Source organism: Vibrio penaeicida (assembly GCF_019977755.1).
In the GTDB taxonomy this organism is placed as follows: domain Bacteria; phylum Pseudomonadota; class Gammaproteobacteria; order Enterobacterales; family Vibrionaceae; genus Vibrio; species Vibrio penaeicida.
Map to the genome: position 1 here is coordinate 426,085 of NZ_AP025144.1, position 21,244 is coordinate 447,328.

The following is a 21,244-nucleotide window of genomic DNA, read 5'->3' on the forward strand; positions in this document are numbered from 1 at the left end:
AGCCAATCGCGGAAGTCGTTTTCTTTTCTACCTAAGTTTAAGCGCTTATGGGTGATGACACAGGTAAGTTTTGGCTTCTTCTTTTCCCATGTATTTCCCTAATGTTCTTTCGGGCACATTGCGCAAGTCCACAACGATTAACCCATCTAATGCGTCGTTAAATTCTGGATCGACATTGAAACATACCAACTGACCATTTAAACCTAGGTATTGCCTTAAAAGGACTGGTAACCCTTTGCCTTCTTCCATGCGGGAAAGTACTTTGGACAGTAGCTGAACGCTGCCTAATGCACTGAGCATGTCATTACGCCAAAAAACTGATTCATCTTTTTTAAGTGGTACCGACGGGGAAACCAAGTTGGCTTTATGTTCATCGTAGTGATGAATGGACAGGCAACTTGCCATTAGTTGACGTGCAATTTGGCTATAGTCATTACTTATGCTGACTGGACCGTATAAATGCGTGTACTTCGGGTTGCGATAAACATAGCTCGCAATGCCTTTCCAAAGCATCAAAAGAGATTGTAGGTTTCTCTGATAAGGCTTATTGACGACAGAGCGACCAAGCTCAATGGAATGGTCGAGACTTTCGACAAACGATTGGCTGTAGTTAAACAAACTACGAGAGTACAGACCTTTCAATCCATGTTGCTGCAAGATTTCATCAACCTTACCCAGCCGATAGCTTCCGACTAACTGTTTGTCTTTACTGTGCCAAATAAAGAGATGATCGTAATACTCATCATAATGATCTAGATCTAATGCCTTACCAGTACCTTCACCTACATCTCGGAAATTCGCTTCTCTTACTCTGCCAATCTCTAGAATCAGGTTTGGGATCTGCGTTTTTCTCGCGCAATAAACCGAAAAATCGCCTTGAGAAAGAAGTAAGCATTCACTTGGAAGCGCATTGACTTCATCTTGTAGCCTTTCACTATCTATTGCATCCATAACGGGTGTGGAGAATGAAGCCAGTTGTAAACTCTTTGATTGTCCGGACTGCTTACGAAGTAAGTAGGTGTTTAGCCTGAGGTAGTGAACTAAATCTTGCTCCGAATTCAAAGATTTCATTTCAGAGTAAAGAATGGGTTCGCCGATGGACAGCTGTATTTGAGACGATCGCTTCCCGATCATTTCTCTACCTAACATCGCGGTTCTTAGAAGTGGATGTATTTTACCCGCTAGATAAAACAACGAGCTGTTTTTCCCTTCGATATAGATAGGTACGCACGTTGCCTTACTTTTTTTAACCAGCTTGGCAACAGAACGGCTCCAAGTTTTGTCTTGCAGCTGTGCATCTTGATAAGTAGAAACTTCACCCGCAGGGAAAATGATCAGCGCTCCACCATTAGCCAGATGTTGATGTGCACTGCGCATCGCGGTTAAGTTTGTTTTTATTGCACTCTTAGATTCAAAAACATCCACACCAATGAACAAATCAGACAGCTCAGGAAGTTGTTTGAGCAATTCATTCGCCATCACTTTTACATCGGGTCTTCGGTGGCGAACTAAAGCGGCCAATATCACCCCTTCAATCGCCCCAAGTGGATGGTTGGCAACAATGACAACAGGACCTTCCTCTGGAATGCTATTTAATGAGCCTTGCTGGACGTTATAGTCGATATTAAGAGCTTGAAGTGTGTAATCCATAAACTCAAAACAATCGAGATCCATCGGACGCTTTTGGTATAAGGAATCCAAATAACGCAGCCCTGTGACTCGTTCAGCAACCCGCTCTACTATTCGAAACGGCGTGACAGCGGGAAGCTGAAACGGAGAAGAGGTAACTTGCATAGATTTCTCCTAATTACTCACTAGCTCTGGCCAATTTTTGTCGCCGCTACTAATAAAGCCAGGAATGTCTTTTTCCCAACGAGATTTAATGTCCGCGTCGTAGTTTAGGTACAACTTGCCATCAACAATATTCCACTGAAGGGGATCGCCCGGCGCTGTATCGTTTTTAGCGCCGACAGCCCACGCACAATATCCACCATATTGAGGCGCGTATTTCTCGGGATTTTGAATGAATTTTTCGAGATTCTCTTTGGATGTGAAATACCATTCAGCGCCTTGATATTCGATGGTATGGTCGCTACTGCCTTTTTGTGGTTCGCTGGCTTCGAAATAGCTGACTGCGTCATAACCAGAAATCGCTTTGCTGCTAAAAAAGCCAGTATAGATAGGGTCTGCCGCATAGGTCATGGCGGAGAACATCCCTAATACTAACGTACAAACTACGGTGATCATGCGTATCATAATGGGTTCCTCGTTATGCAATTTTCACATTGGATGAAGGGATTAAAGAGATTCTATTTTGAGTTAGGTACGATTCCGTAATGCCACAGCAAGGTGAGCCAGGGTAATAGCTCATACCTCTTTCTGAACTCGTAACTAAAATATGCGTGAAACTGACGGTATGGGCGTCTTTGCGATGCATACAAGTAGATAAGTGTCCCTTGCTTGGAATATGAGATGCGTGAAATTCCAGCAATTGATCGACATTGGCGTGAGTGGATGTATACGCTTGGTAGCATTCACTTCTCAGTTCAAACGCTTTTTGGTAATCGACAGAAGACGAGATTAATGGAGGGTTAGGTCGTATATAAACCAAAGATTGCCCAGTCCAACAAACCCCTTTTACTGTTGAGTGACGACGCGTTAAATCGGGTTCAAAAATCAGTAATGAAAAAGGTGCGAAAGATTTCAAATCAATCGACTGTAAGTATTCATCTACTTGAGTATAGTTTTGAAATGCCGCTAAAGATTTAACCAGTAAACCTCGACTTGTTAGTACACCTTTCGGAACGCTTCCTTGGTAGTAATTCAACAAACAGATTGATTGACCATGTTCGTTCGTCGCAATCCAGCTGCCACCGCCATCAGGGTCAACTGGCATAAGATATTCGACACCTTGGTGGCAAAAAGGCGTGGGCGGTACAGCTTGAGCTCGGCTTTTTTGCTCGTCTCGATTAAAAAAGACCTGGTAGCCATCATCCTTTAACAGCCAAGATACGGTGCACATTAGTCTTGCTCCCTTAAGTACGTCGCGGTAGCGGGTGCGAATCCCAATTCTTTATCAGTCTGATAACCCAATTGAATCGCCAGCACTTTCATTAGCGCGTAATGATGCGTTGCATGAACCGCCGCAAATGCGATTTCTCGCTCCAGCTGGGAAGTGAGTTCAGCACTCAGTGTTTCCGATAAAGCGACTTCTGTTTTAACGGATATCGAGCGTTTCAATTCCTCTGGCGTTAGCTTGCTGAGCCAATGCTTTATGGCTTGGAATTCAACAATGGCAAGCTCTCGCGTTTTTTCCACATCGTGTCCGCGTCTGCGAAGGTTGTAATCTACGCCATTTTCGTAATCTGAAAGCGCATGAAAAATGTCTAATACATGACGGCAATGCTCACCCATAGAGCTCGTCACCAATGGCGGTGTTGCGAGTTGATAATCATCCGAATTAATCTGCATCAGTAAATCGATACCTTGATCAATCGTTTCAATGGTTCCCAATACGGTGGAAGATAAATTTTGCAATGAAGCAGTAAGCGAAATAGGCGCAATTTGCATAAGTTGTCCTTGTTCTAATCGGTTTGCGGGTAAGCATTGACAAGCTGTTTTTCTTCGCGCCACGCTGCCAGTAACTGGCTTATCGATGGTGGCTTATGCCCAGCTTTTTTCTGCAATGCGCCAATCGCAAACAATGTGCGATATTGGAATAAAAGGGTGGAAAAAATTTCCCGTAATGGGGTTTTTCGATCCCAGATGTGTGCGGCTTCTGAGCTCGCTCCATTGATTTCCAAAATGGTAAAGTTCTTCCCGTCCATGAGCTCATAAATATCCTGAAATTTAATATCCAGACGCCCGTAGCAAAAACCTTCAACATCATCGAATATGCGGTCTAGTTGCTCGGTTAGCTTCTCGGATATATAGGCATTTCCATTTCTAAATATGCTGCCTCGGCTATGGCTACCAGCAAATGCCAACTGAAAGGATTCTCCTTTCTGTAATATTTGGTTGAGCTTTGATTGGTGACGAGGGAAATACAAATGCGTCAATTGACCTGCTCTAGGGTCTGCCTCAATCAGTTCTTTAAGTGTTGATTGCCCATCACCTTCAACAAATGGGGCGTATTTCAACGTTAGAGATATGACTTTCCCTTTCTTTTCTCCGGGGTAGCGAACGTAGAACACACCCGCTTCCGCTGGGTAAGGGGCTTTTTCTTGCAATAGGAATCGAGAATCCTTGGGGAAACTTTCGAAGTATTGCGTCAGTTGATCCATGTTATGTAAAAGCTTTACGCCAGCACCGCGGCAACCGAGATCAGGCTTTGCAACGATAGGGAAACCCAATCCATTATCTTGCATTTGCCGATAAGCCTTGGACGACTGCTCCGCTACGTCTTCACCGGTTTGGAATACCGTGATAAAGGGGGAAACCCATTGGCGAGCATAACTGCCAGCCAAAGAAAGGATATCGTGTTTGGATTCGCCCACCATACCGCTGAGTTTAATGCTCGGATTAGCAACTAGTGGCAAGCGAACATCACCATAGCGCAGAGCAAGAGCAAAGCTTTGGAGCACTACTGGGGTATAGAACACCCAAGCAGGCAAAAATTCGTAAGGTGAAATACTACCTTGCTGATCCTGTACAAACTTTGGCATCCCTTTGTTGATGCCAGTTTCAACGTCGATCGCTTCAAACTGGCTGTCTAGTGCCAACGGCGAACTTGTCATTACACTCTCCTTGAAAAGCGAGATTTCATAAGTCGGTTACCCATTACCAAAGTGATAAACAGCACTGGTATTAGTAACCATTGATGTGAGCTGGCTTGAATCCATGCCTGTTGACCCAGCCAGAAAGTGCAGCCAAATATCAGTGCCGTCCACAATGCAGTCGCAAACAGTACGGCAGACATAAAAGAAGCGAGAGGCAGTTGAAAAAAGCCACTTAAGGAATAGCCCAATGTCCGAAGACCAGGGATAAAGCGAATAATGAATAGATTGAAAATAGGGCGGTTGTGCAGTTTGTGACGAACCCAGCGCATCGATTTGTGAGAAAGCAGGCGATAACGTAACCAACGAGATTGGTGAGCCCATTTTCCTAAGTAATAGAGCCCTAAATCACCCGTTGCGATACCGATAAAGATAGCAATCAGAGCCATAGATGTCGGCATGGCTCCTTGAGTCGCAAGTCCAGCCGCGCCAAGAATGGCTAAATCTTCTAGCAGATAGGAAACCAAAATCACTCCTAGCATTAAGCTTAAGAGTGTTTGTTGTGACGCCCAAAGATTAAACTGTTGCGCATATTCAGCCACGTCTACCTGCACCTTTGTATGAATTACGTGAAGCTATTCTTGGAGTGACCACGGAGCGTGGAAAATGTCAGGAATAGCGCGATAACTTCAACAAAGACCGGATAAAAGTGCTGAAGTATTCACCATTTCATAAAAAGTTTAGACGTTATTAAGGAGATTGACGCTTTTTGGTGGCTTTAATAGGCATCATAGGCAAAACAATCAGTAAGATACCGACCGCCGTGAGCCAGTCTGGAATTTCGTTAAACCACAACACGCCAAATAACGTAACGAATAACAATCCAGAATATTCCGCTAGGGCAATTTGCGATGTTTCAGCTTTTTTGTAGGCAGCAACGGCAAAGCCATTGTAGGCCAGAATGCAACATGCACTGAAAACGATCCACAATAAGGACTCGAAAGAAATGGGGTGCCAGTTTGCCCAAGCTAGCGCACCTGAGATTGGCAATGAGAAAATGGAGGTCCAAAATAAAGTAGCCACGACAGGTTGATTGCCTGGAAGCTTGCGAACCAATACATTAAATAAGGCTAACGTTACGGCCGTGCCTAAAGCAAAAATGGCTGCCCAATGGAATTGAGAAGGGCGAAGTACCAGTAGTACGCCAGCAAAGCCAATGAATGTGGCGATAATTTTAGTCGTTTGAGGTTTTTCTTTGAGTAACCAAGCTGAAAGAGGAAGCATTAATAGCGGAGCGGCATAGAAAACCGCATTAGCCGTTGCTAACGGTAAGTGAGTAATTGCTATCACCATACAACCACTGCCAATAAGCACTAAATGTGAACGTAGGAGGTTGATAGGCAAGCCTTTTAATCTACGTTCGGTTGGTTGAAGTTGAATCCATAGTGGTAAAACAACCAAAGCGGAAACCAATTGGCGAATGAATATGTATTGGAAAACATTCGCACCGTCTCCCAGAACCTTAACAGCAACATCCGATACAGACGCCATTAAGTTGCCCGCAATCAAGAATAAAAGCGCAAGATTAGTTGGAGTTATAGGCACCTTTCTTTCGCTTCCCTGACCATGCCAATATGGGGAATACCATCTTCTAGGTACATTTCTGTGTACTGCACAAAGCCATGTTTTCCGTAGTACTGGCTAAGGTGTTCTTGAGCGCTTATTTTAACGGGAACATTACCCCACACAGACTCTAAGTTCGTAAGGGCTTGCTGCATCAATTCATGCCCAAGTCCGGTGCCTCGCGCACTTTCTTTGGTCGCCACTCGACCGATACTCGCAGCACTTGGGTAGCTAATCCCCTCAGCAAGTAACCTCGCACAGGCGACCAGCTCTTCTCCATCATATCCCAATAGATGAAAAGCCCCTTCTGCATGGTCTTTGTCATCTAATTCGGGGTAAGGGCAGTCTTGCTCCACAACAAATACATCCACCCGTAATTTGATCATTTGGTAGAGCTGCATAGTGGAAAGTTGGGTAAATGAAAGGAGTTGCCAATTGATCATAGTAAACCTCTGTATATCTAGAATCGACTAATGTATGACAAAGAGGGGTAAGCACTCATTAACTTTTGTTAACTTTCTCTTTCAAGCGCTTTTTAATACGGCTTAGGCTGATATGAGTAATGCCAAGGTATGCAGCGATTTGGTAATCCGTGATTCTTGAAACCAAATCTGGGTAAGTTTCGCAAAACAGGCTGTAACGCTCTTCTGGAGAGTGGAGCAACATAAAGCGTTCCTTACTTTCTTTGTACATCAACTGAGTCTCCAGCAATTTGATATAAAGCGGATGTGATTCAGCCCGCCATTGCTCGATTAACTCAATTGGAAACGACAGCAATTTGACTGGCGTAAGAGATTCCAATAAATACGGAGAAGGTCCATTTTTTACTAAGCTTTCAAAACTGATTAGCCAATCCACTTCCCAGTAGAACTCTTTGCTGTACTGCTTTCCATCACTAGTCAGATAACATGCGTGACACAAGCCTTCTAACAAAAAGAACGCATGAGAAGGGGATTCCCCTTGGTGTGTCAGGATATGGCGCGTCGGAAGCTCTAATAGGCTGGATTGATCCTGAATAGGTTTTATTTCTTGAGGTGAAAACCCAAGCTTTTCGAGATGTGTGGTAAATTTTTTGTCCATATTCTACTCATTGAATCGGCGTATCTGATAAAAAACCGCAGCCTTGGCTGCGGTTTATCTTAATCAGAGTTGCTTTAAATAGGTAGTGGCTATTTTTGCAATTCTAATCGGTATACACCAAATCCAACATCATCGGTTGCGACGCGCTCCATTGGGTATTGACCTTTCTCTTTAATAAAGGCGGCTGCTTTTTCACTTGGTGAGGTTTCAAAGCGGATATCCAGCTTTGTGTCACTTGTAATTGGGGCGAATGACCAATTATTATCAGCACTCGGAGCAAATTGCCCATTTTCTTGGCTCACACGAGATATGTAGTTTGCTAATACCGTGCGGTTTTCATCGGGTGCATCGAATGCCACAAATTCAGAACCTGTACCGGGGAACTTGTTGCTGTATGCGCGATAGTTATTTGAAGCGATAATGAAATCTTGCTTCAAATCGATAGGTTTGCCTTGATAAGTTAAACCAACGATACGCTCAGAGCCTTCATTGATGACTTTACAATTTCCGTCGTATTTCGCAGGCTTAGTGATGTCGATTTGGTAGTTAACACCATCAATGACATCGAAGTTGTACGTACGGAAGTCGTCCCAATCAATCAAACTTTGTGGTGCCGATGAAGCAGTATCAATTTGTTTGAATTGACCCGGTGAACATTCAAGCCACTCTTTCACCTCTTTACCCGTCACTTTGAGTGCGACTAACGTGTTCGGGTACAAGTAAAGATCGGCGGCGTTTCTGAACGTCAACTCACCAGATTCCACTTCAGTAAAGTTGGCTGGATCGTTCTTTCTCCCACCCGCTTTGAACGGTGCTGCCGCTGAAAGTACTGGGATTCCGTCTAGATCAGGATCACCTTGTATAAAGCGTTCCACGTAATCTTTCTGAGCTAAGTTGACGATCTGAATAGTTGGGTCATCTTGAACCAATGCTAAAAAGCTGTACATCACATCGTTAGCTTTACCTATTGGCTGGTTTACAAAGTCGCGAGTGCCTTTGTGATCGGCTTCTAACACCTTCACCATGTCTTTATCTGGTTCTGCTAGCGAGGTTTTGGATTTTTTATCGAAAATTGGACGCGCTTCGGCTTGTCCGTTCGATACCTTCCAGCCTTCCCCATCTTTTTCTAAGACAAGATCCATGACACCTACGTGGCTACCCCAGCGACCAGGCATTACAGACACAACACCATTAATGGTGCCTTTTTTATTGTCAACGCCTTGGAGGTTATCAAACCCTTTACCCGGAAATACAGAGTGAGCGTGACCGAATGCAATCGCATCAATGCCTTCGACTTCAGATAAGTAGAGTGTTGAGTTTTCGGCCCCAAGCTTGTACGGGTCACTAGAAATACCGGAGTGTGGAATGGCAACAATGACGTCAGCGCCTTCAGCTTTCATCTTTGGTACCAATTCTTCAGCTGTTTCTTTTATGTCTTTGGCAAACACTTTGCCTTCAAGGTTCTTTTTGTCCCACACCATAATTTGTGGCGGAACGAAACCGATGTAGCCAACTTTGACTTCCTGAACATTGCCATCCACATCTTTGAAATTATGAGTTTTGATGATGTAAGGCGTGAAATAGTGCTCGCCTGTTTTTTTGTCGAATACGTTGGCACTGATGTATGGGAAGTTAGCATCATCAATGGTTTCCATTAGGAAATCCAAACCGTAGTTGAATTCATGGTTACCAATGTTGCCCACATCATAGTTCAACTGGTTCATGGCTTTATAAACAGGGTGAACTTCGCCTTTTTCGATCCCTTTGGCTGCCATGTAGTCCCCCATAGGGCTGCCTTGGATCAGATCACCGTTATCAACCAGAACGCTGTTCGTCACTTCTTGCTGAGCTTGCTTCACTAATGTAGCTGCACGGGTTAAGCCAATCTTTTGAGATGGCTTATCTTTGTAGTAATCATAATCCATCACATTAGTGTGAATGTCGGTGGTTTCAATGATTCTCAATTTAATGGTGTCAGCCATTGCTGGACCCGCAATGGTCAATAAGCCACCAAGGACCGCAATAGAAAGAGGTTTCACAGCCAGTTTCATGGTTTGCTCCAGAGTCATAAGACGAAAAGTAATAGGATGAAAATTGACATGTCGAAATGTAACAAAAATCAATGAAACAAATTTGTCTTGCTTATGAATAGTGTGATCTGTGGCTAAGTTGGAAATGTCAAACTGTTAGCTATAAGCCAAATTTTCTATTGGTTTTGTAATTGATAATTCCCTTAAACCGCATCTTATAAATGCAATTGGGCGCAATATAGGGGGAGTTTTTTCACGAAATGAATAAATTGCTCAATATTCATGTCTCATGCTTTTTTGTTCTTATCAACTTTTCGAATAAAAAATGAAATTTTAGAATTTCAGGTAATAACGGATGCTGGTCATAATGCCATCATCACAGGAAAAATGATGATGAGCACCATGGCCGGTATAGACACACTGACGCAATTCCCAAATAAAAAGCCTCGCTTAGTGGCAGAACGTTCGAGTTCAGCTCGAAAAAGTAAGCTGCGTCCTGGCGAAGTTGCGTTAGTTGGCGCAGGTCCGGGTGATGCAGAGCTACTCACTTTAAAAGCACTGAACTACCTTCAACAAGCCGATGTCGTTCTTTACGACTATCTTGTTTCCGATGAAATCATGGAGTTGGTTCCTGATGACACGATATTGGTGTGCGTGGGAAAGCGTGCGGGTCACCACAGTGTTCCACAAGAGAAAACCAACCAGTTGCTGGTGGATTTTGCCCTTCAAGGCCACCGAGTCGTTCGCATTAAAGGTGGCGATCCATTTGTATTTGGTCGTGGTGGCGAAGAATTGGAAGTTTTATTTGAAGCGGGTGTGCCTTTTCAGGTGATTCCAGGCATTACTGCAGCTGCTGGCGCGACAGCGTACGCAGGGATCCCATTGACGCATCGCGATTATGCGCAATCGGCAATGTTCATTACGGGCCATTTGAAAGCGGAAAGCGATCAAATGGACTGGTCAACGTTAGCTCGTGGAAATCAGACATTGGTTATCTACATGGGGTTAATGAAATCCAGCTACATACAAGAGCAATTGATCAAATTTGGTCGCGATGCTGAAACACCGATTGCCATCATCGAACGTGGTACTCAATCCTGTCAGAAAGTATTCAAAGGCCAGCTAAACGAATTGGCAGATCTCGCCGTGCATGCGGAATCACCTTCTCTCATCGTAGTAGGGGAAGTGGTTAATCTGTCCAGCAAGTTGAGCTGGTTTGGTGAAAACCAACAAGATTTAGAGCCGGCAATGAGTTTTGCCTAACTCTTGTTTGACTCTGAGCATATTTGAAAGCTCGTCGACGAGCCTTAAAGGAAGCAAAAGAAAATGGATCAACAACGATTAACTCACTTACAACAGCTAGAAGCGGAGAGCATTCATATCATCCGTGAAGTGGCTGCTGAGTTTGATAACCCCGTCATGATGTACTCCATCGGTAAAGATTCATCGGTGATGCTGCATTTAGCACGTAAAGCGTTCTACCCAGGGAAAATTCCTTTCCCATTGTTGCACGTCGATACCGACTGGAAATTCCGCGAAATGATTGAGTTTCGCGATCGCACAGCAGAAAAATACGGATTCGATCTTTTGGTTCACAAGAACCCAGAAGGTCTGGCAATGGGCGTTGGTCCGTTCACTCACGGTTCTTCAAAGCACACCGATATCATGAAAACTCAGGGCTTGAAACAAGCGCTGAACAAATATGGTTTTGATGCGGCGTTTGGCGGTGCTCGTCGTGATGAAGAGAAATCACGTGCGAAAGAGCGTGTGTATTCTTTCCGTGACAAAAACCACACATGGGACCCGAAAAATCAGCGTCCTGAGCTTTGGAAAACTTACAACGGTCAAGTAAACAAAGGGGAAAGCATTCGTGTATTCCCACTTTCAAACTGGACCGAGTTGGACATTTGGCAATACATCTACCTAGAGAATATTGAAATCGTTCCATTGTACCTAGCAGACAAACGCCCTGTTGTAGAGCGTGATGGCATGCTGATCATGGTTGATGATGAACGTATGGAAATTGCAGCAGATGAAAAAGTAGAAGAGCGTAACGTTCGTTTCCGTACTTTGGGTTGTTACCCGCTGACAGGCGCAATCGAATCTGAAGCGACTACGCTTCCGGAAATTATCGAAGAGATGCTAGTAGCAACATCGAGTGAACGTCAAGGACGTGCGATCGACCACGATCAGTCAGGATCGATGGAACTTAAGAAACGTCAAGGCTACTTCTAAATCTAAGGAAAGAAAACATGAACAGTGCTGTTGAAGCTCAATTAGCAGAGTTGGGGATCGAAGGATACCTCAATGAACACCAACACAAATCTCTACTTAGATTCCTGACTTGTGGTTCAGTAGATGATGGTAAAAGTACATTAATCGGTCGCTTGCTGCATGATTCTAAGCAAATTTATGAAGATCAGTTAGCCGCCGTTCACTCAGACAGCCAGCGTGTAGGGACAACAGGTGAAAAGCCTGACTTGGCTCTATTGGTTGACGGTCTGCAGGCAGAGCGTGAGCAAGGGATCACCATCGATGTAGCGTACCGCTATTTTTCGACTCAGAAGCGTAAGTTCATTATCGCGGATACTCCGGGACATGAGCAATACACTCGTAACATGGCGACAGGTGCATCAACGTGTGATGTGGCCGTTATCCTTGTGGATGCACGTAAAGGCATTTTGGATCAAACGCGTCGTCACTCGTTTATTTCTAGCCTTCTTGGTATTCGTCATTTCATCGTAGCGGTGAACAAGATGGACTTGGTTGAATTCTCGCAAGATCGTTACGAGCAAATCAAACAAGAATACTTGGATTTCTCTAAGAAGCTTGAAAGCAATATCGATATCCAGCTGATTCCTATTTCAGCACTGGAAGGCGATAACGTGGTAGACAAGAGCCAGCCTATGAGTTGGTACGAAGGTCCATCACTGCTTGAGCTACTTGAAGATGTTGACGTAGACCAAGAAAGAGGCGACGGCGAATTCCGTTTCCCTGTTCAATACGTGAACCGTCCTAATCTCGATTTCCGTGGTTTCGCGGGCACGGTATCTTCAGGTTCGATTTCTGTAGGTGATGCGATTCGTGCTCTTCCTTCAGGTAAAACCTCGAAGGTGGAAAGCATTGTTACGTTCGATGGCAACTTAGAATCTGCGCAAGCGGGTCTAGCCGTAACATTGACCTTAGAAGATGAAATCGACATTAGCCGTGGCGACTTGATTGTGCTTGAGAAAGCCAACATCGATTCAACGAACCGTATTTTGGCGGATGTTGTATGGATGACGGAAGAGCCACTTAAGCCGGGCAAAGATTACGACGTCAAGATAGCGGGTAAGAAAACGGTTGGTCAGGTTGAAGCGATTCAATATCAATATGACATCAACAACCTATCTAAGCATGACGCACAAGAAGTACCGCTAAATGGTATTGCTGCATGTGAGTGGTCTCTGAATGAGACTGTTGCTTTAGATGCTTACCAAGACTGCGCTGATACAGGTGGCTTTATTATCATTGACCGTCTAACCAATGTCACCGTTGGTGCTGGTCTGATTCGTGAGCGTTTAAGTGAAACTGAAGTACAAGCGGGCGATTTCTCTGCCTTTGAGCTTGAACTGAATGCTTTAGTTCGTAAGCATTTCCCTCACTGGGATGCGAAAGACTTAAGCAAATTGCTTAAATAGAAGCTCAAGGGTGAAAGCCCTTAAATAAGGGAGCGACAACGCTCCCTTACTTTTCTCAGAGAGTAGGGTATGTGGGAACAAGGATTTGTATTAGCGGTGTTACTTGGCATCGTGACCTGTTTATTGGTCACGCGCATTAAGCCGAGTATTATTTTTGCTGGTGCGGCATTTCTCGCTTATATGGCTGGACTGAGCGACATCACCGAGATCGCCGCAAACTTTACTAACTCATCATTACTGACATTAGTGCTATTGATACTGGTGTCTTGTGCGCTGGAAAAATCTCGCTTAATCAGCTGGGTAAGCCGCCATATCTCAGAAGGACGTTTGGGATCGGTAGTGGCAAAGCTGGGGATTTCGACTGCGTTGCTTTCGTCGTTTACCAACAATACCGCGGTTGTAGTGTCATTGATTGGTGCGATAAAGCGCAATCAACAACATTCACCATCGCGATTGTTGATTCCTCTCAGCTATGCCGCGATTTTAGGCGGAACGCTGACATTGATCGGCACGTCGACAAACCTGATCATCAACAGTTTTGTGGAAGATGCAGGTTTACCGAGTTTAAACTTTTTTACCCCAACGATGATCGGCTTGTCGGTCTTGGTTGGTGGCATGTTGATCCTGATTCCGTTGAGCTATCTTCTTCCGAATCATGAAGATCATTCTCAAGACGATTTACCTTATTTCTTAGAAGCGATAGTAGAGCCAGGCTCTCCATTAGTGGGTAGAACCATTGCTGAAAATAATCTGCGTGCCTTAAGAAAGCTGTTTTTGGCTGAAGTGATACGCGATGGTGAAACTACCGCCTCAGTTGACCCTGATTTTGTGCTGCAAGCAAAAGATCGCCTGCTGTTTTGTGGCGATGTAGAAAGCGTCGCTACATTACAGGAAATTCAGGGGTTGAAGCTGTTTGGTCAGCACCATCTTAACGGGCAAAGCTTTCTGGAGGTGGTTGTCAGCTCTTCTGCATCTATCTGCAATAAAACACTGAAATCTTCGCAATTCCGTGACCGTTTTGATGCCGTAGTGGTGGCCATTCGCCGTGGTCATGAGCGATTAGAGGGTGGGCTAGGCAACGTACGTTTGACTGCGGGTGACACATTAGTGCTCGTTCCCGGTAAACGCTTTGAAGCAGAAAGACGAACACACAGCAGAGAATTTGTACTGGTTAACGACCTTGATTCCACTGCAAGGTTGGATTCGAATAAATCCACTATGGTACTGCTCGGTTTTGCGAGTGTGATTGGTTTAGCGCTACTGGAAGTGCTTCCATTGCTGAAAGGCTTAGCAGGTTACTTACTGGTATTACTTGCGGCTGGCACCGTAACGTTTAACGAGCTCAGAAGACGTTTTCCTACCGATATCGTGGTGATTGTGGGCAGCGCATTGACGATTGCTCAACTCATGATGTCGTCGGGCTTGTCGGTGAGGCTGGGGGACATGTTCATTGAAGCGTTCAATGGATGGGGTGTGTTTGGCGCATTGGTCGCAACCTACTTACTCACATTGGTACTGACAGAGCTCATTACAAACAACGCCGCCGCTGCGCTCGCGTTCCCATTAGGGTACAGCATGGCGATTGGTTATGGGGTCGACCCGATGCCATTCATTATGGCGGTGTTATTTGGGGCAAGTGCCAGCTTTATTTCGCCATACGGTTATCAAACCAATTTATTGGTGTACAGCGTAGGCAATTATCACATAACGGATTATTTGCGGGTTGGCTTACCTATTTCACTGGTGTATTCAGCTCTAGTGCTGACGCTGATCCCTTACTTTTTTCCATTTTAAGTCCACAGCCTAAGATTGGGTGTGGCGGTTTATAAAGGACTGAACGACTATGACAACAGCAACCGTGCAACGCGATGAAAACGTCGTATGGCATCAGCATTCGGTAAGTAAGGCTTCGCGTGCTAACCAAAAAAATCAACAGCCAGCGGTGCTGTGGTTTACGGGATTATCGGGTGCAGGTAAATCAACTGTCGCTGGTGCACTGGAAGTGAAATTAGCGGAATTGGGTTATCACACTTACCTGTTGGATGGTGACAACGTTCGACACGGGTTATGTAGCGATTTGGGTTTTTCATCACAAGATCGCCGCGAAAACATTCGTCGTATTGGCGAGCTAGCAAAATTAATGGCTGATGCTGGTTTGATTGTGCTGTCTGCGTTTATTTCACCGCATCGTGCTGAGCGCCAAATGGTTCGCACAATGCTCGACGAAGGCGAGTTCCTTGAGGTATTCGTAAATACTTCTTTAGATGTGTGTGAGCAGCGAGATCCTAAAGGTCTTTATAAGAAGGCTCGTGCTGGTGAAATCAAAAACTTCACAGGTATTGATTCTGAATATGAAACGCCAGAAAACCCTGAAATTGATTTGCCAGCTGGTGAGAAGAGCATCGATGAACTGGTTGAATTGTGTTTAGCTGATCTAAGAAGCCGCGGCATCATTAAGTAAGCCACTTTTAGAAATAAATAGCTTAGACATCGATAGCTTAGATACAGAAAGTAAAAAGGGAATCACTCAGTGATTCCCTTTTTTGATTTTAGTGTTCCGGCTTTAAGAGTCAGTTCATAAGCGAGCTATACACTTTGATTAACGTGACTGCCTGCTTCTGTTTGGACGGTGAATTTTTGTGCCAATAGCGCCATAAGTTGGTCGTAATAGTTGGAATTGGGTTTGTTACCTAATAAGCGGCAAAGTTCATCGCCCGTTGGTGTAAAGCGGTAGTAGAGCAAGCGGATGCCTTTGTTCATTGGCTGAAGTGCTATCTGTTTACCTTGATAGCTTATTAGCAGAGCAGGGTCGAAATCCACTTCACCTGACTCTAACTCCGTACCGAGCACTAATCCGAGCTCTATCAAATGCAACAAACTGGAGTATGGAAGCTGATAGGTCCCCATGTTGACGACCGTGGTATTTTCCTTTTTGTAGAACCCTAAAAAACCCTCTTTCGACTTAAAACCGAGCAGCAGTTTTTTGCTGTTATCGCTGCCAAAGCTACACGCTAATGATGCAGCGCGTTGTAGGTTTTGAGCTTCTTTTGGCGACATGTCTTTTAGAACTTGAAGGGCTTTCATAGACGTTGAGCCCGGGTTGGTGATTTCACGCTTAAGGACTTGGCTCCACAACTTTTGCATTGAGGAGTTGTGAATGTCTTGCGCCATATCGAAGAAACGGTATAGCCAATCGGCATCGGGCTCACCTGCGGTTTCGTTATTGCAGCTGTCGTGCGCAAACTTAAGAATTTTCTCTAAGTTCTTTTGGCGTTGCTCTTGGCGTTTCTTCTGGCGACTGATGGCTCGTTCAATAGCAGATGTTTCAGGCGGCTCGTCTTCTAATAAGGCATCCAACTGATGTACCTGAGCGATTTGAATCACTCGGCTTGCACTGTCGCGTATAAACGTCTTCTTTTTATTGGATGTGCCTTTCGTGTTGGCTTGTTCTATAACTACAGGCTTTTTGTCGTCTGCCATTGATTCGATTCCAAATAAAGTTTAAGTGCTCGATTACTATACTAAAGTGGCTTTCCAGCCCGAGTCCAGCAAACTTAATGGAATTTTATCAAGATTTTGACTATTCCTAATGATAACGATTTGTTAAAATTGTTGCGAGTATATTGGAGGTGATATGCAGGAGATGAAAGGGGTAAAGCTTAGAAAGCATGTATCAATTGCGTTGTTGCTTTTGATCTATATTGCAGTGTTAGCCTACCTTTCTAAATTCATTGTTTAGCAGGCAGACTAACATTCCTATTTTAGCGGCTTAAGCGTCGTCGTACTCTTCTATTTCAATTCCTTCAATCAAATAGCCTGTCTCAGCCAAATCGGAATTGATGGTCTCAGTTTTCAACGTTCCTACCACGTAAATGACATCCCACAGTTGATGTATCGGAGCACCTTTTTCAAACTTCACGTAGATAATTTGGTTTGGTGGCGGTGGCGGGACATGAACACAAGCGCCGAAGTAGGGAACCAATAAGAACTCTGTCACCTTTTTATCGTCGCCTTCTAAGGGGATAACAAAGCCTGGGATTTTCACTTTGCTGCCATTCAATTCTGGGCGAACGCTGCCCACTTTGGATTGACGAACAACGTCTGTGTTGTGATCCGCAACCGGCATCCCTCCAGCTGTAAATTGCTTTCTTTCGTTCTCTGGGATGAGATCAATCCAGTCCAGGGTTAATGTTTCTACAGTCACTTTGTCTGCGTATGCGGGAGCCATAAAGCTCAAGGCGCAGCAAAGGATGAGTAGGATTTTTTTCATCTTATATCCTTATATCCTTATATCCTAATGGTCATACCGTCCGCCAGAGATTGACGATACGCTCTGAATGCGGGAATAAACCCGATGAGTATACCTGCACTTTGTACTAAACCAAGTAACATCCACTCGTGAGCACTCAACACGGTAAGTTCTATATTTATGCCATACAATTGCGCTGCAATGGGGCTTATTATTGCAATTAATATGTAAAGAAGTGCGATGCCAAATACAATACCTGCAAGTGTTAATGCGCTGGCTTCGCTAATCAGTAAGAAAAAGATGTGCTTAGGGCGCGCACCCATCGCACGCAATATCGCCATTTCTCTTCTTCGCTCTTGCAAGCTGGTTAACAGGCTGCTTAGCATACCCAGTAGCCCAGCAACGACCACAAATCCCGATACTGCCAGCAATGCTTGTTCAGCCACCGACATCATCCCCCAAAGTTCGTGAAGTGCGATACCAGGTAAAATCGCACTCATGGGTTCTTTGTTGTAGGTGTTGATCTGGCGCTGCAGCGCAAAGGTATGAATCTTCGATTTCAGCCCTAGCATAAAGGAAGTGATTTGCTTTGGCTGGAAATTTTGTTGCTCTAGAACCTCTGAGCTCGGTGTTTCGCCAATTTTTGCACCGGACTCCCAACCCACGTGAATCGCTTCAATCGCTTGCAGGGAAACATGAACGGTTTTATCTACTGGTGTTCCTGTTGGCGCAAAGATGCCCACAATTTTAAAAGGAAGGTTGTCGTGGCGAGTGAATGACTTATCACTAATGCCATGGGCAATAATGATTTCGTCACCTACCTTGTAGTTAAGTGCTTTGGCAACATCGGCACCGATCACCGTCTCAAATAGACGGTTGAAAGGCTTACCTTCACGCAATTCTAGCGGCTGCTTTTTGCCATAACGAAAATGCTCGAAGTAACTTTGGTTTGTACCAAGCACGCGGAACCCCTGATGGGAGTCACCTAGAGACATTGGAATCGCCCACTTTACTGATCGGTGCTGGCTAAATTCTTCAAAGCTTCTCCAGTCGATATTATTTGTGGCATTACCAATTCGAAAAACAGAATAAAGCAGCAGGTTGACTTGACCCGATCGAGAGCCAACGATCAAATCGGTACCTGAAACCGTATTGGCAAAGCTGCTTTTGGCTTGCGTGCGTATGCGTTCTACTCCAAGGAGTAACACCACTGATATGGCGACGGTGAGAATCGTTAAGAATGCCGTTGCTTTGCGATTGCCCAGACTTTTACGGGCAAGATGAAGAATAGCCATTAGCGATCGCCTCCTAAAGCCTGATTAATATTTGGTAGATCGATGGTTCGATCAAAGAAAGACTCCAACGTTGGGTCGTGGCTAACAAATACTAAGGTGGTATTGGCTTGTGTGGCTTCTTCCATTAGAAGTTCAATAAAGGCGGCACGGTTGTCATGGTCGAGTGCGGACGTGGGTTCGTCGGCAATCAGTAATTCAGGGTGACCAATCAAAGCTCGGGCAGCAGCAACACGCTGTTGTTGACCAATACTGAGGTCAATAACGGGAGAGTGGATCTTATCTTTTGGTAGGTGCAGACGCTCCAGTAAATGCTTGGCTTCTTGTTCCAGCGATTGTTTGACGTTATTTTTTCGAAGGCTAGAAAACTGGCAAGGTAAGAGCACATTATCAATCACTGACAAATACGGCAGCAAATTGAATTGTTGAAATATGTAACCGATATGATCGGCTCTAAAGCGATCCCGTTGTCCTTGTGAAAAACTGGAAACCGTTTCACCTAATATAGACACGCTGCCGTGTTGGGGCGTTAAGATACCGGTTAGTAAGCCCAGTAATGTCGATTTACCGCAGCCACTTGGCCCTTTGATGAAGATTCGCTCTTTTTGTGAAACGGCAAATTCAGAGATATTCAAGGTATCCGGTGCATCTGGTGTCCAAGTGTAACGGATATCTTTCAGAGAAATTATCTGTGAAGAGGTAGGAGAGGCTGTCATGGTGCGATCCGTTCTGTTTTAGCGTCAATAGATCCTGTTTATTCAATACCCAGTTAGGACCGGTTTATCTTTCGTGGTTAAACCTTTCGAAAGATAAACCGAACTCGGTATTCTGGGTATTGTTTTATCTGATTTTATGAATCAATAACAGATTGTTAGAACGAAACCTTGTGGTTGTTCTTACTCAGCTCGGTTGCTACTTGAGCTTTTTCGGTGATCATGTTTACGCTCATTGATTCTGTTGATGGGAAGTGTTTGAACCATTGAGTATCAATCTGGTTTAATTTTGCGATATTGCCACAATCGAAGTGGTATTCAACGATGAACTCACCGTGACCGCCATGTTCTTCATGATCATGCTTATCGTGATCGTGTTTATCATGGTCGTCGTGATGATCATGTTTGTCATGATCGTGTTTATCATGGTCATCGTGATGGTCATGTTTGTCATGATCGTGCTTATCATGGTCATCGTGGTGGTCATGTTTGTCATGATCGTGCTTATCATGGTCATCGTGGTGGTCATGTTTGTCATGATCGTGCTTATCATGGTCGTCGTGATGGTCATGCTTGTCATGATCGTCGTGACCGCCATCTTCTCCAAGTGTATGGCGAACTTCAGTAAAGGTCGGCTTACACTGAGCTGCACTAGAAAGCGTCATTACTTTGTCTGCTTTGTTTAATACAGACAACGCGTTTGCTAGCTGTTTCTTTTGCTCTGCATTTTTAGGTGCACTTTCAAAACCAACAACATCAGCGCCAGGAGCATGGATTTCCATCAACAGCTCGTCACCGTCTTGTGCAATGTTAAGTTCTACAACACCGTGGACGTGCGCATCATGTTGACGAAATTCTTCTGCGTGTGCCGATGTTGTAACGATAGCCGCTGCCAATAGTGAAAGTTTAAATACGTGGTTCATGTTTACCTCTGTTTATAAATTTGAATGAAAAGTAGATGGCTAAACGAGAACACGTGGTGGAGAGCGAGCATGGTAATACGGCAACGGTGCAAAGCTTGGTTTCAGAACATCGTAGGCTTTTGTCCAGAAAAAATGCGGCACATATGGAATTGATGGAATGGACCCTGAAAGCGCATACTTACTGATCGAAAACATCTCACACGCATGTTCTTCATGGTGTGCGGGTTCCCAATCCTGACTGTGTACAACAAACGCCGCACTCAACCAAAGCACACAGCTAATGGCGAGAAAAACGAAGAATTGTTGAAACGTCCGTAAATGCATTTGAGTCAAATATCAAAAATAAAGGCTAAATGTAATAACATAACAAGGGTGCTGCAAGCGAATTTTCTACCCTTTCAAACCGGTGTCATTATTCCAACAACAAAGAGCGACCTAAGTGGTCGCTCTTTATACTAACAAGGTAATCTACGATGATTAAAGTTCGGTGACAATCTCACGCGAAAACGCTTTCTCACAGTACTTACACTTCAAACGCACATCTTCATTTCGCTCGATGAGAGAGAATGACGTATCGATAGGCTCGAAGTTTGAGATGCAGTTGCTATTAGGGCATGCGAATACCCCCAAGATTTTTTCAGGCAGTGTTAGCGCTAGCTTTTTCACAACCTTGTACTCTTCAATTTGATTCACGGTTGCATGGGGAGCATACAGCGCCAGCTTTTGCGCTTGATCTTCATTGATAAAGACATTTTCAATCTTCAGAAGATCTTTTGCGCCTAATGCAGAAGACGGTAAGTTTAATCCGATGGTGACACGCTCTTCTGAATTGTGCATATCGAACAAGCGCAAAACCTTAATACCGATTTGAGCAGGAATGTGGTCGATAACGGTACCGTTACGAATCGCTTCTACCTGCAATTGAGTTTCTTTAGCCAT

The 21,244-nt window shown here is 44.5% G+C and carries 22 protein-coding genes; 5 read left to right on the forward strand and 17 right to left on the reverse strand.

Features of this window, described 5'->3' with window-relative positions:
- Positions 1-45 precede the first annotated feature (45 nt).
- From LDO37_RS02165 to cpdB, 10 genes are all read right to left on the reverse strand, one after another.
- A complete protein-coding gene (locus tag LDO37_RS02165) occupies positions 46-1,794 on the reverse strand; it encodes a lysophospholipid acyltransferase family protein (RefSeq protein WP_126605787.1) in 1,749 nt (582 codons plus the stop codon).
- Between the two features lie 9 nt (positions 1,795-1,803).
- A complete protein-coding gene (locus LDO37_RS02170) occupies positions 1,804-2,256 on the reverse strand; it encodes a YHS domain-containing (seleno)protein (RefSeq protein WP_221768487.1) in 453 nt (150 codons plus the stop codon).
- Between the two features lie 13 nt (positions 2,257-2,269).
- Positions 2,270-3,022 carry an NRDE family protein gene (locus LDO37_RS02175; RefSeq protein ID WP_126605788.1) on the reverse strand — a complete coding sequence of 251 codons (753 nt, stop codon included), beginning with the start codon at positions 3,020-3,022 and terminating at the stop codon, positions 2,270-2,272.
- On the reverse strand, positions 3,022-3,570 hold the full coding sequence (locus tag LDO37_RS02180) for a hypothetical protein (RefSeq protein ID WP_126605789.1): 549 nt from the start codon (positions 3,568-3,570) through the stop codon (positions 3,022-3,024). Before LDO37_RS02180 ends, LDO37_RS02175 begins: the two co-directional genes overlap by 1 nt.
- Positions 3,571-3,584: 14 nt before the next feature.
- Positions 3,585-4,736 carry a D-alanine--D-alanine ligase gene (locus LDO37_RS02185; protein WP_126605790.1) on the reverse strand — a complete coding sequence of 384 codons (1,152 nt, stop codon included), beginning with the start codon at positions 4,734-4,736 and terminating at the stop codon, positions 3,585-3,587.
- The gene (locus LDO37_RS02190) at positions 4,736-5,257 is read right to left on the reverse strand and encodes a DedA family protein (protein WP_224055425.1); all 522 of its coding nucleotides are present in this window, start codon (positions 5,255-5,257) and stop codon (positions 4,736-4,738) included. The genes LDO37_RS02185 and LDO37_RS02190 overlap by 1 nt, the downstream gene beginning before the upstream one ends.
- 208 nt (positions 5,258-5,465) lie before the next feature.
- The gene (locus tag LDO37_RS02195; protein WP_126605801.1) at positions 5,466-6,314 is read right to left on the reverse strand and encodes a DMT family transporter; all 849 of its coding nucleotides are present in this window, start codon (positions 6,312-6,314) and stop codon (positions 5,466-5,468) included.
- The gene (locus LDO37_RS02200) at positions 6,311-6,781 is read right to left on the reverse strand and encodes a GNAT family N-acetyltransferase (protein WP_126605791.1); all 471 of its coding nucleotides are present in this window, start codon (positions 6,779-6,781) and stop codon (positions 6,311-6,313) included. The genes LDO37_RS02195 and LDO37_RS02200 overlap by 4 nt, the downstream gene beginning before the upstream one ends.
- 58 nt (positions 6,782-6,839) lie before the next feature.
- Positions 6,840-7,418, reverse strand: coding sequence for a Crp/Fnr family transcriptional regulator (locus tag LDO37_RS02205; RefSeq protein ID WP_126605792.1), 579 nt, complete (start codon positions 7,416-7,418; stop codon positions 6,840-6,842).
- Between the two features lie 89 nt (positions 7,419-7,507).
- The gene (gene cpdB / locus LDO37_RS02210) at positions 7,508-9,469 is read right to left on the reverse strand and encodes a 2',3'-cyclic-nucleotide 2'-phosphodiesterase (RefSeq protein WP_126605793.1); all 1,962 of its coding nucleotides are present in this window, start codon (positions 9,467-9,469) and stop codon (positions 7,508-7,510) included.
- A 381-nt stretch (positions 9,470-9,850) separates the two neighbouring features.
- Here cpdB and cobA point away from each other — a divergent pair, with 381 nt between their 5' ends.
- The 5 genes from cobA (at position 9,851) to cysC (ending at position 15,589) form a co-directional block, all read left to right on the forward strand.
- Positions 9,851-10,711 (forward strand): uroporphyrinogen-III C-methyltransferase, encoded by an 861-nt coding sequence (gene cobA / locus LDO37_RS02215; RefSeq protein ID WP_126605802.1) that lies wholly within the window; start codon positions 9,851-9,853, stop codon positions 10,709-10,711.
- Positions 10,712-10,774: 63 nt separating this feature from the next.
- Positions 10,775-11,683, forward strand: coding sequence for a sulfate adenylyltransferase subunit CysD (gene cysD, locus LDO37_RS02220; RefSeq protein ID WP_104399898.1), 909 nt, complete (start codon positions 10,775-10,777; stop codon positions 11,681-11,683).
- A gap of 17 nt (positions 11,684-11,700) precedes the next feature.
- Complete coding sequence (gene cysN, locus LDO37_RS02225; RefSeq protein WP_126605794.1) at positions 11,701-13,128, forward strand: sulfate adenylyltransferase subunit CysN; 1,428 nt, start codon at positions 11,701-11,703, stop codon at positions 13,126-13,128.
- A gap of 69 nt (positions 13,129-13,197) precedes the next feature.
- The gene (locus LDO37_RS02230; RefSeq protein WP_126605795.1) at positions 13,198-14,922 is read left to right on the forward strand and encodes an SLC13 family permease; all 1,725 of its coding nucleotides are present in this window, start codon (positions 13,198-13,200) and stop codon (positions 14,920-14,922) included.
- A gap of 49 nt (positions 14,923-14,971) precedes the next feature.
- The gene (gene cysC, locus LDO37_RS02235; protein ID WP_101111149.1) at positions 14,972-15,589 is read left to right on the forward strand and encodes an adenylyl-sulfate kinase; all 618 of its coding nucleotides are present in this window, start codon (positions 14,972-14,974) and stop codon (positions 15,587-15,589) included.
- A 125-nt stretch (positions 15,590-15,714) separates the two neighbouring features.
- Here the strand turns inward: cysC and LDO37_RS02240 are convergent, their stop codons facing one another.
- The 7 genes from LDO37_RS02240 to pyrI form a co-directional block, all read right to left on the reverse strand.
- Entirely contained in the window at positions 15,715-16,608 is an 894-nt protein-coding gene (locus tag LDO37_RS02240) for a TIGR03899 family protein (protein ID WP_101111148.1), read from the reverse strand.
- Between the two features lie 289 nt (positions 16,609-16,897).
- Positions 16,898-17,398, reverse strand: a complete 501-nt coding sequence (locus LDO37_RS02245) for a DUF3299 domain-containing protein (RefSeq protein WP_185829683.1) — start codon at positions 17,396-17,398, stop codon at positions 16,898-16,900.
- Positions 17,399-17,415: 17 nt separating this feature from the next.
- The gene (locus LDO37_RS02250) at positions 17,416-18,672 is read right to left on the reverse strand and encodes an ABC transporter permease (protein ID WP_126605796.1); all 1,257 of its coding nucleotides are present in this window, start codon (positions 18,670-18,672) and stop codon (positions 17,416-17,418) included.
- Entirely contained in the window at positions 18,672-19,385 is a 714-nt protein-coding gene (locus LDO37_RS02255) for an ABC transporter ATP-binding protein (RefSeq protein WP_126605797.1), read from the reverse strand. The genes LDO37_RS02250 and LDO37_RS02255 overlap by 1 nt, the downstream gene beginning before the upstream one ends.
- Before the next feature lie 155 nt (positions 19,386-19,540).
- Positions 19,541-20,305, reverse strand: a complete 765-nt coding sequence (gene zrgA / locus LDO37_RS02260; RefSeq protein WP_224055311.1) for a zinc uptake protein ZrgA — start codon at positions 20,303-20,305, stop codon at positions 19,541-19,543.
- A gap of 39 nt (positions 20,306-20,344) precedes the next feature.
- Entirely contained in the window at positions 20,345-20,629 is a 285-nt protein-coding gene (locus tag LDO37_RS02265) for a DUF2607 family protein (protein WP_126605798.1), read from the reverse strand.
- A 153-nt stretch (positions 20,630-20,782) separates the two neighbouring features.
- Positions 20,783-21,244, reverse strand: coding sequence for an aspartate carbamoyltransferase regulatory subunit (gene pyrI / locus LDO37_RS02270; protein ID WP_101111144.1), 462 nt, complete (start codon positions 21,242-21,244; stop codon positions 20,783-20,785).

What these genes read in the sequence shown, in the direction of transcription:
- LDO37_RS02165 (WP_126605787.1), bottom strand. Translation starts at nt 1,794, where the DNA reads ATGCAAGTTACCTCTTCTCCGTTTCAGCTTCCCGCTGTCACGCCGTTT.
- LDO37_RS02170 (WP_221768487.1), bottom strand. Translation starts at nt 2,256, where the DNA reads ATGATACGCATGATCACCGTAGTTTGTACGTTAGTATTAGGGATGTTC.
- LDO37_RS02175 (WP_126605788.1), bottom strand. Translation starts at nt 3,022, where the DNA reads ATGTGCACCGTATCTTGGCTGTTAAAGGATGATGGCTACCAGGTCTTT.
- LDO37_RS02180 (WP_126605789.1), bottom strand. Translation starts at nt 3,570, where the DNA reads ATGCAAATTGCGCCTATTTCGCTTACTGCTTCATTGCAAAATTTATCT.
- LDO37_RS02185 (WP_126605790.1), bottom strand. Translation starts at nt 4,736, where the DNA reads ATGACAAGTTCGCCGTTGGCACTAGACAGCCAGTTTGAAGCGATCGAC.
- LDO37_RS02190 (WP_224055425.1), bottom strand. Translation starts at nt 5,257, where the DNA reads ATGCTAGGAGTGATTTTGGTTTCCTATCTGCTAGAAGATTTAGCCATT.
- LDO37_RS02200 (WP_126605791.1), bottom strand. Translation starts at nt 6,781, where the DNA reads ATGATCAATTGGCAACTCCTTTCATTTACCCAACTTTCCACTATGCAG.
- LDO37_RS02205 (WP_126605792.1), bottom strand. Translation starts at nt 7,418, where the DNA reads ATGGACAAAAAATTTACCACACATCTCGAAAAGCTTGGGTTTTCACCT.
- cpdB (WP_126605793.1), bottom strand. Translation starts at nt 9,469, where the DNA reads ATGAAACTGGCTGTGAAACCTCTTTCTATTGCGGTCCTTGGTGGCTTA.
- cobA (WP_126605802.1), top strand. Translation starts at nt 9,851, where the DNA reads ATGGCCGGTATAGACACACTGACGCAATTCCCAAATAAAAAGCCTCGC.
- cysD (WP_104399898.1), top strand. Translation starts at nt 10,775, where the DNA reads ATGGATCAACAACGATTAACTCACTTACAACAGCTAGAAGCGGAGAGC.
- cysN (WP_126605794.1), top strand. Translation starts at nt 11,701, where the DNA reads ATGAACAGTGCTGTTGAAGCTCAATTAGCAGAGTTGGGGATCGAAGGA.
- LDO37_RS02230 (WP_126605795.1), top strand. Translation starts at nt 13,198, where the DNA reads ATGTGGGAACAAGGATTTGTATTAGCGGTGTTACTTGGCATCGTGACC.
- cysC (WP_101111149.1), top strand. Translation starts at nt 14,972, where the DNA reads ATGACAACAGCAACCGTGCAACGCGATGAAAACGTCGTATGGCATCAG.
- LDO37_RS02240 (WP_101111148.1), bottom strand. Translation starts at nt 16,608, where the DNA reads ATGGCAGACGACAAAAAGCCTGTAGTTATAGAACAAGCCAACACGAAA.
- LDO37_RS02245 (WP_185829683.1), bottom strand. Translation starts at nt 17,398, where the DNA reads ATGAAAAAAATCCTACTCATCCTTTGCTGCGCCTTGAGCTTTATGGCT.
- LDO37_RS02250 (WP_126605796.1), bottom strand. Translation starts at nt 18,672, where the DNA reads ATGGCTATTCTTCATCTTGCCCGTAAAAGTCTGGGCAATCGCAAAGCA.
- LDO37_RS02255 (WP_126605797.1), bottom strand. Translation starts at nt 19,385, where the DNA reads ATGACAGCCTCTCCTACCTCTTCACAGATAATTTCTCTGAAAGATATC.
- zrgA (WP_224055311.1), bottom strand. Translation starts at nt 20,305, where the DNA reads ATGAACCACGTATTTAAACTTTCACTATTGGCAGCGGCTATCGTTACA.
- LDO37_RS02265 (WP_126605798.1), bottom strand. Translation starts at nt 20,629, where the DNA reads ATGCATTTACGGACGTTTCAACAATTCTTCGTTTTTCTCGCCATTAGC.
- pyrI (WP_101111144.1), bottom strand. Translation starts at nt 21,244, where the DNA reads ATGGCTAAAGAAACTCAATTGCAGGTAGAAGCGATTCGTAACGGTACC.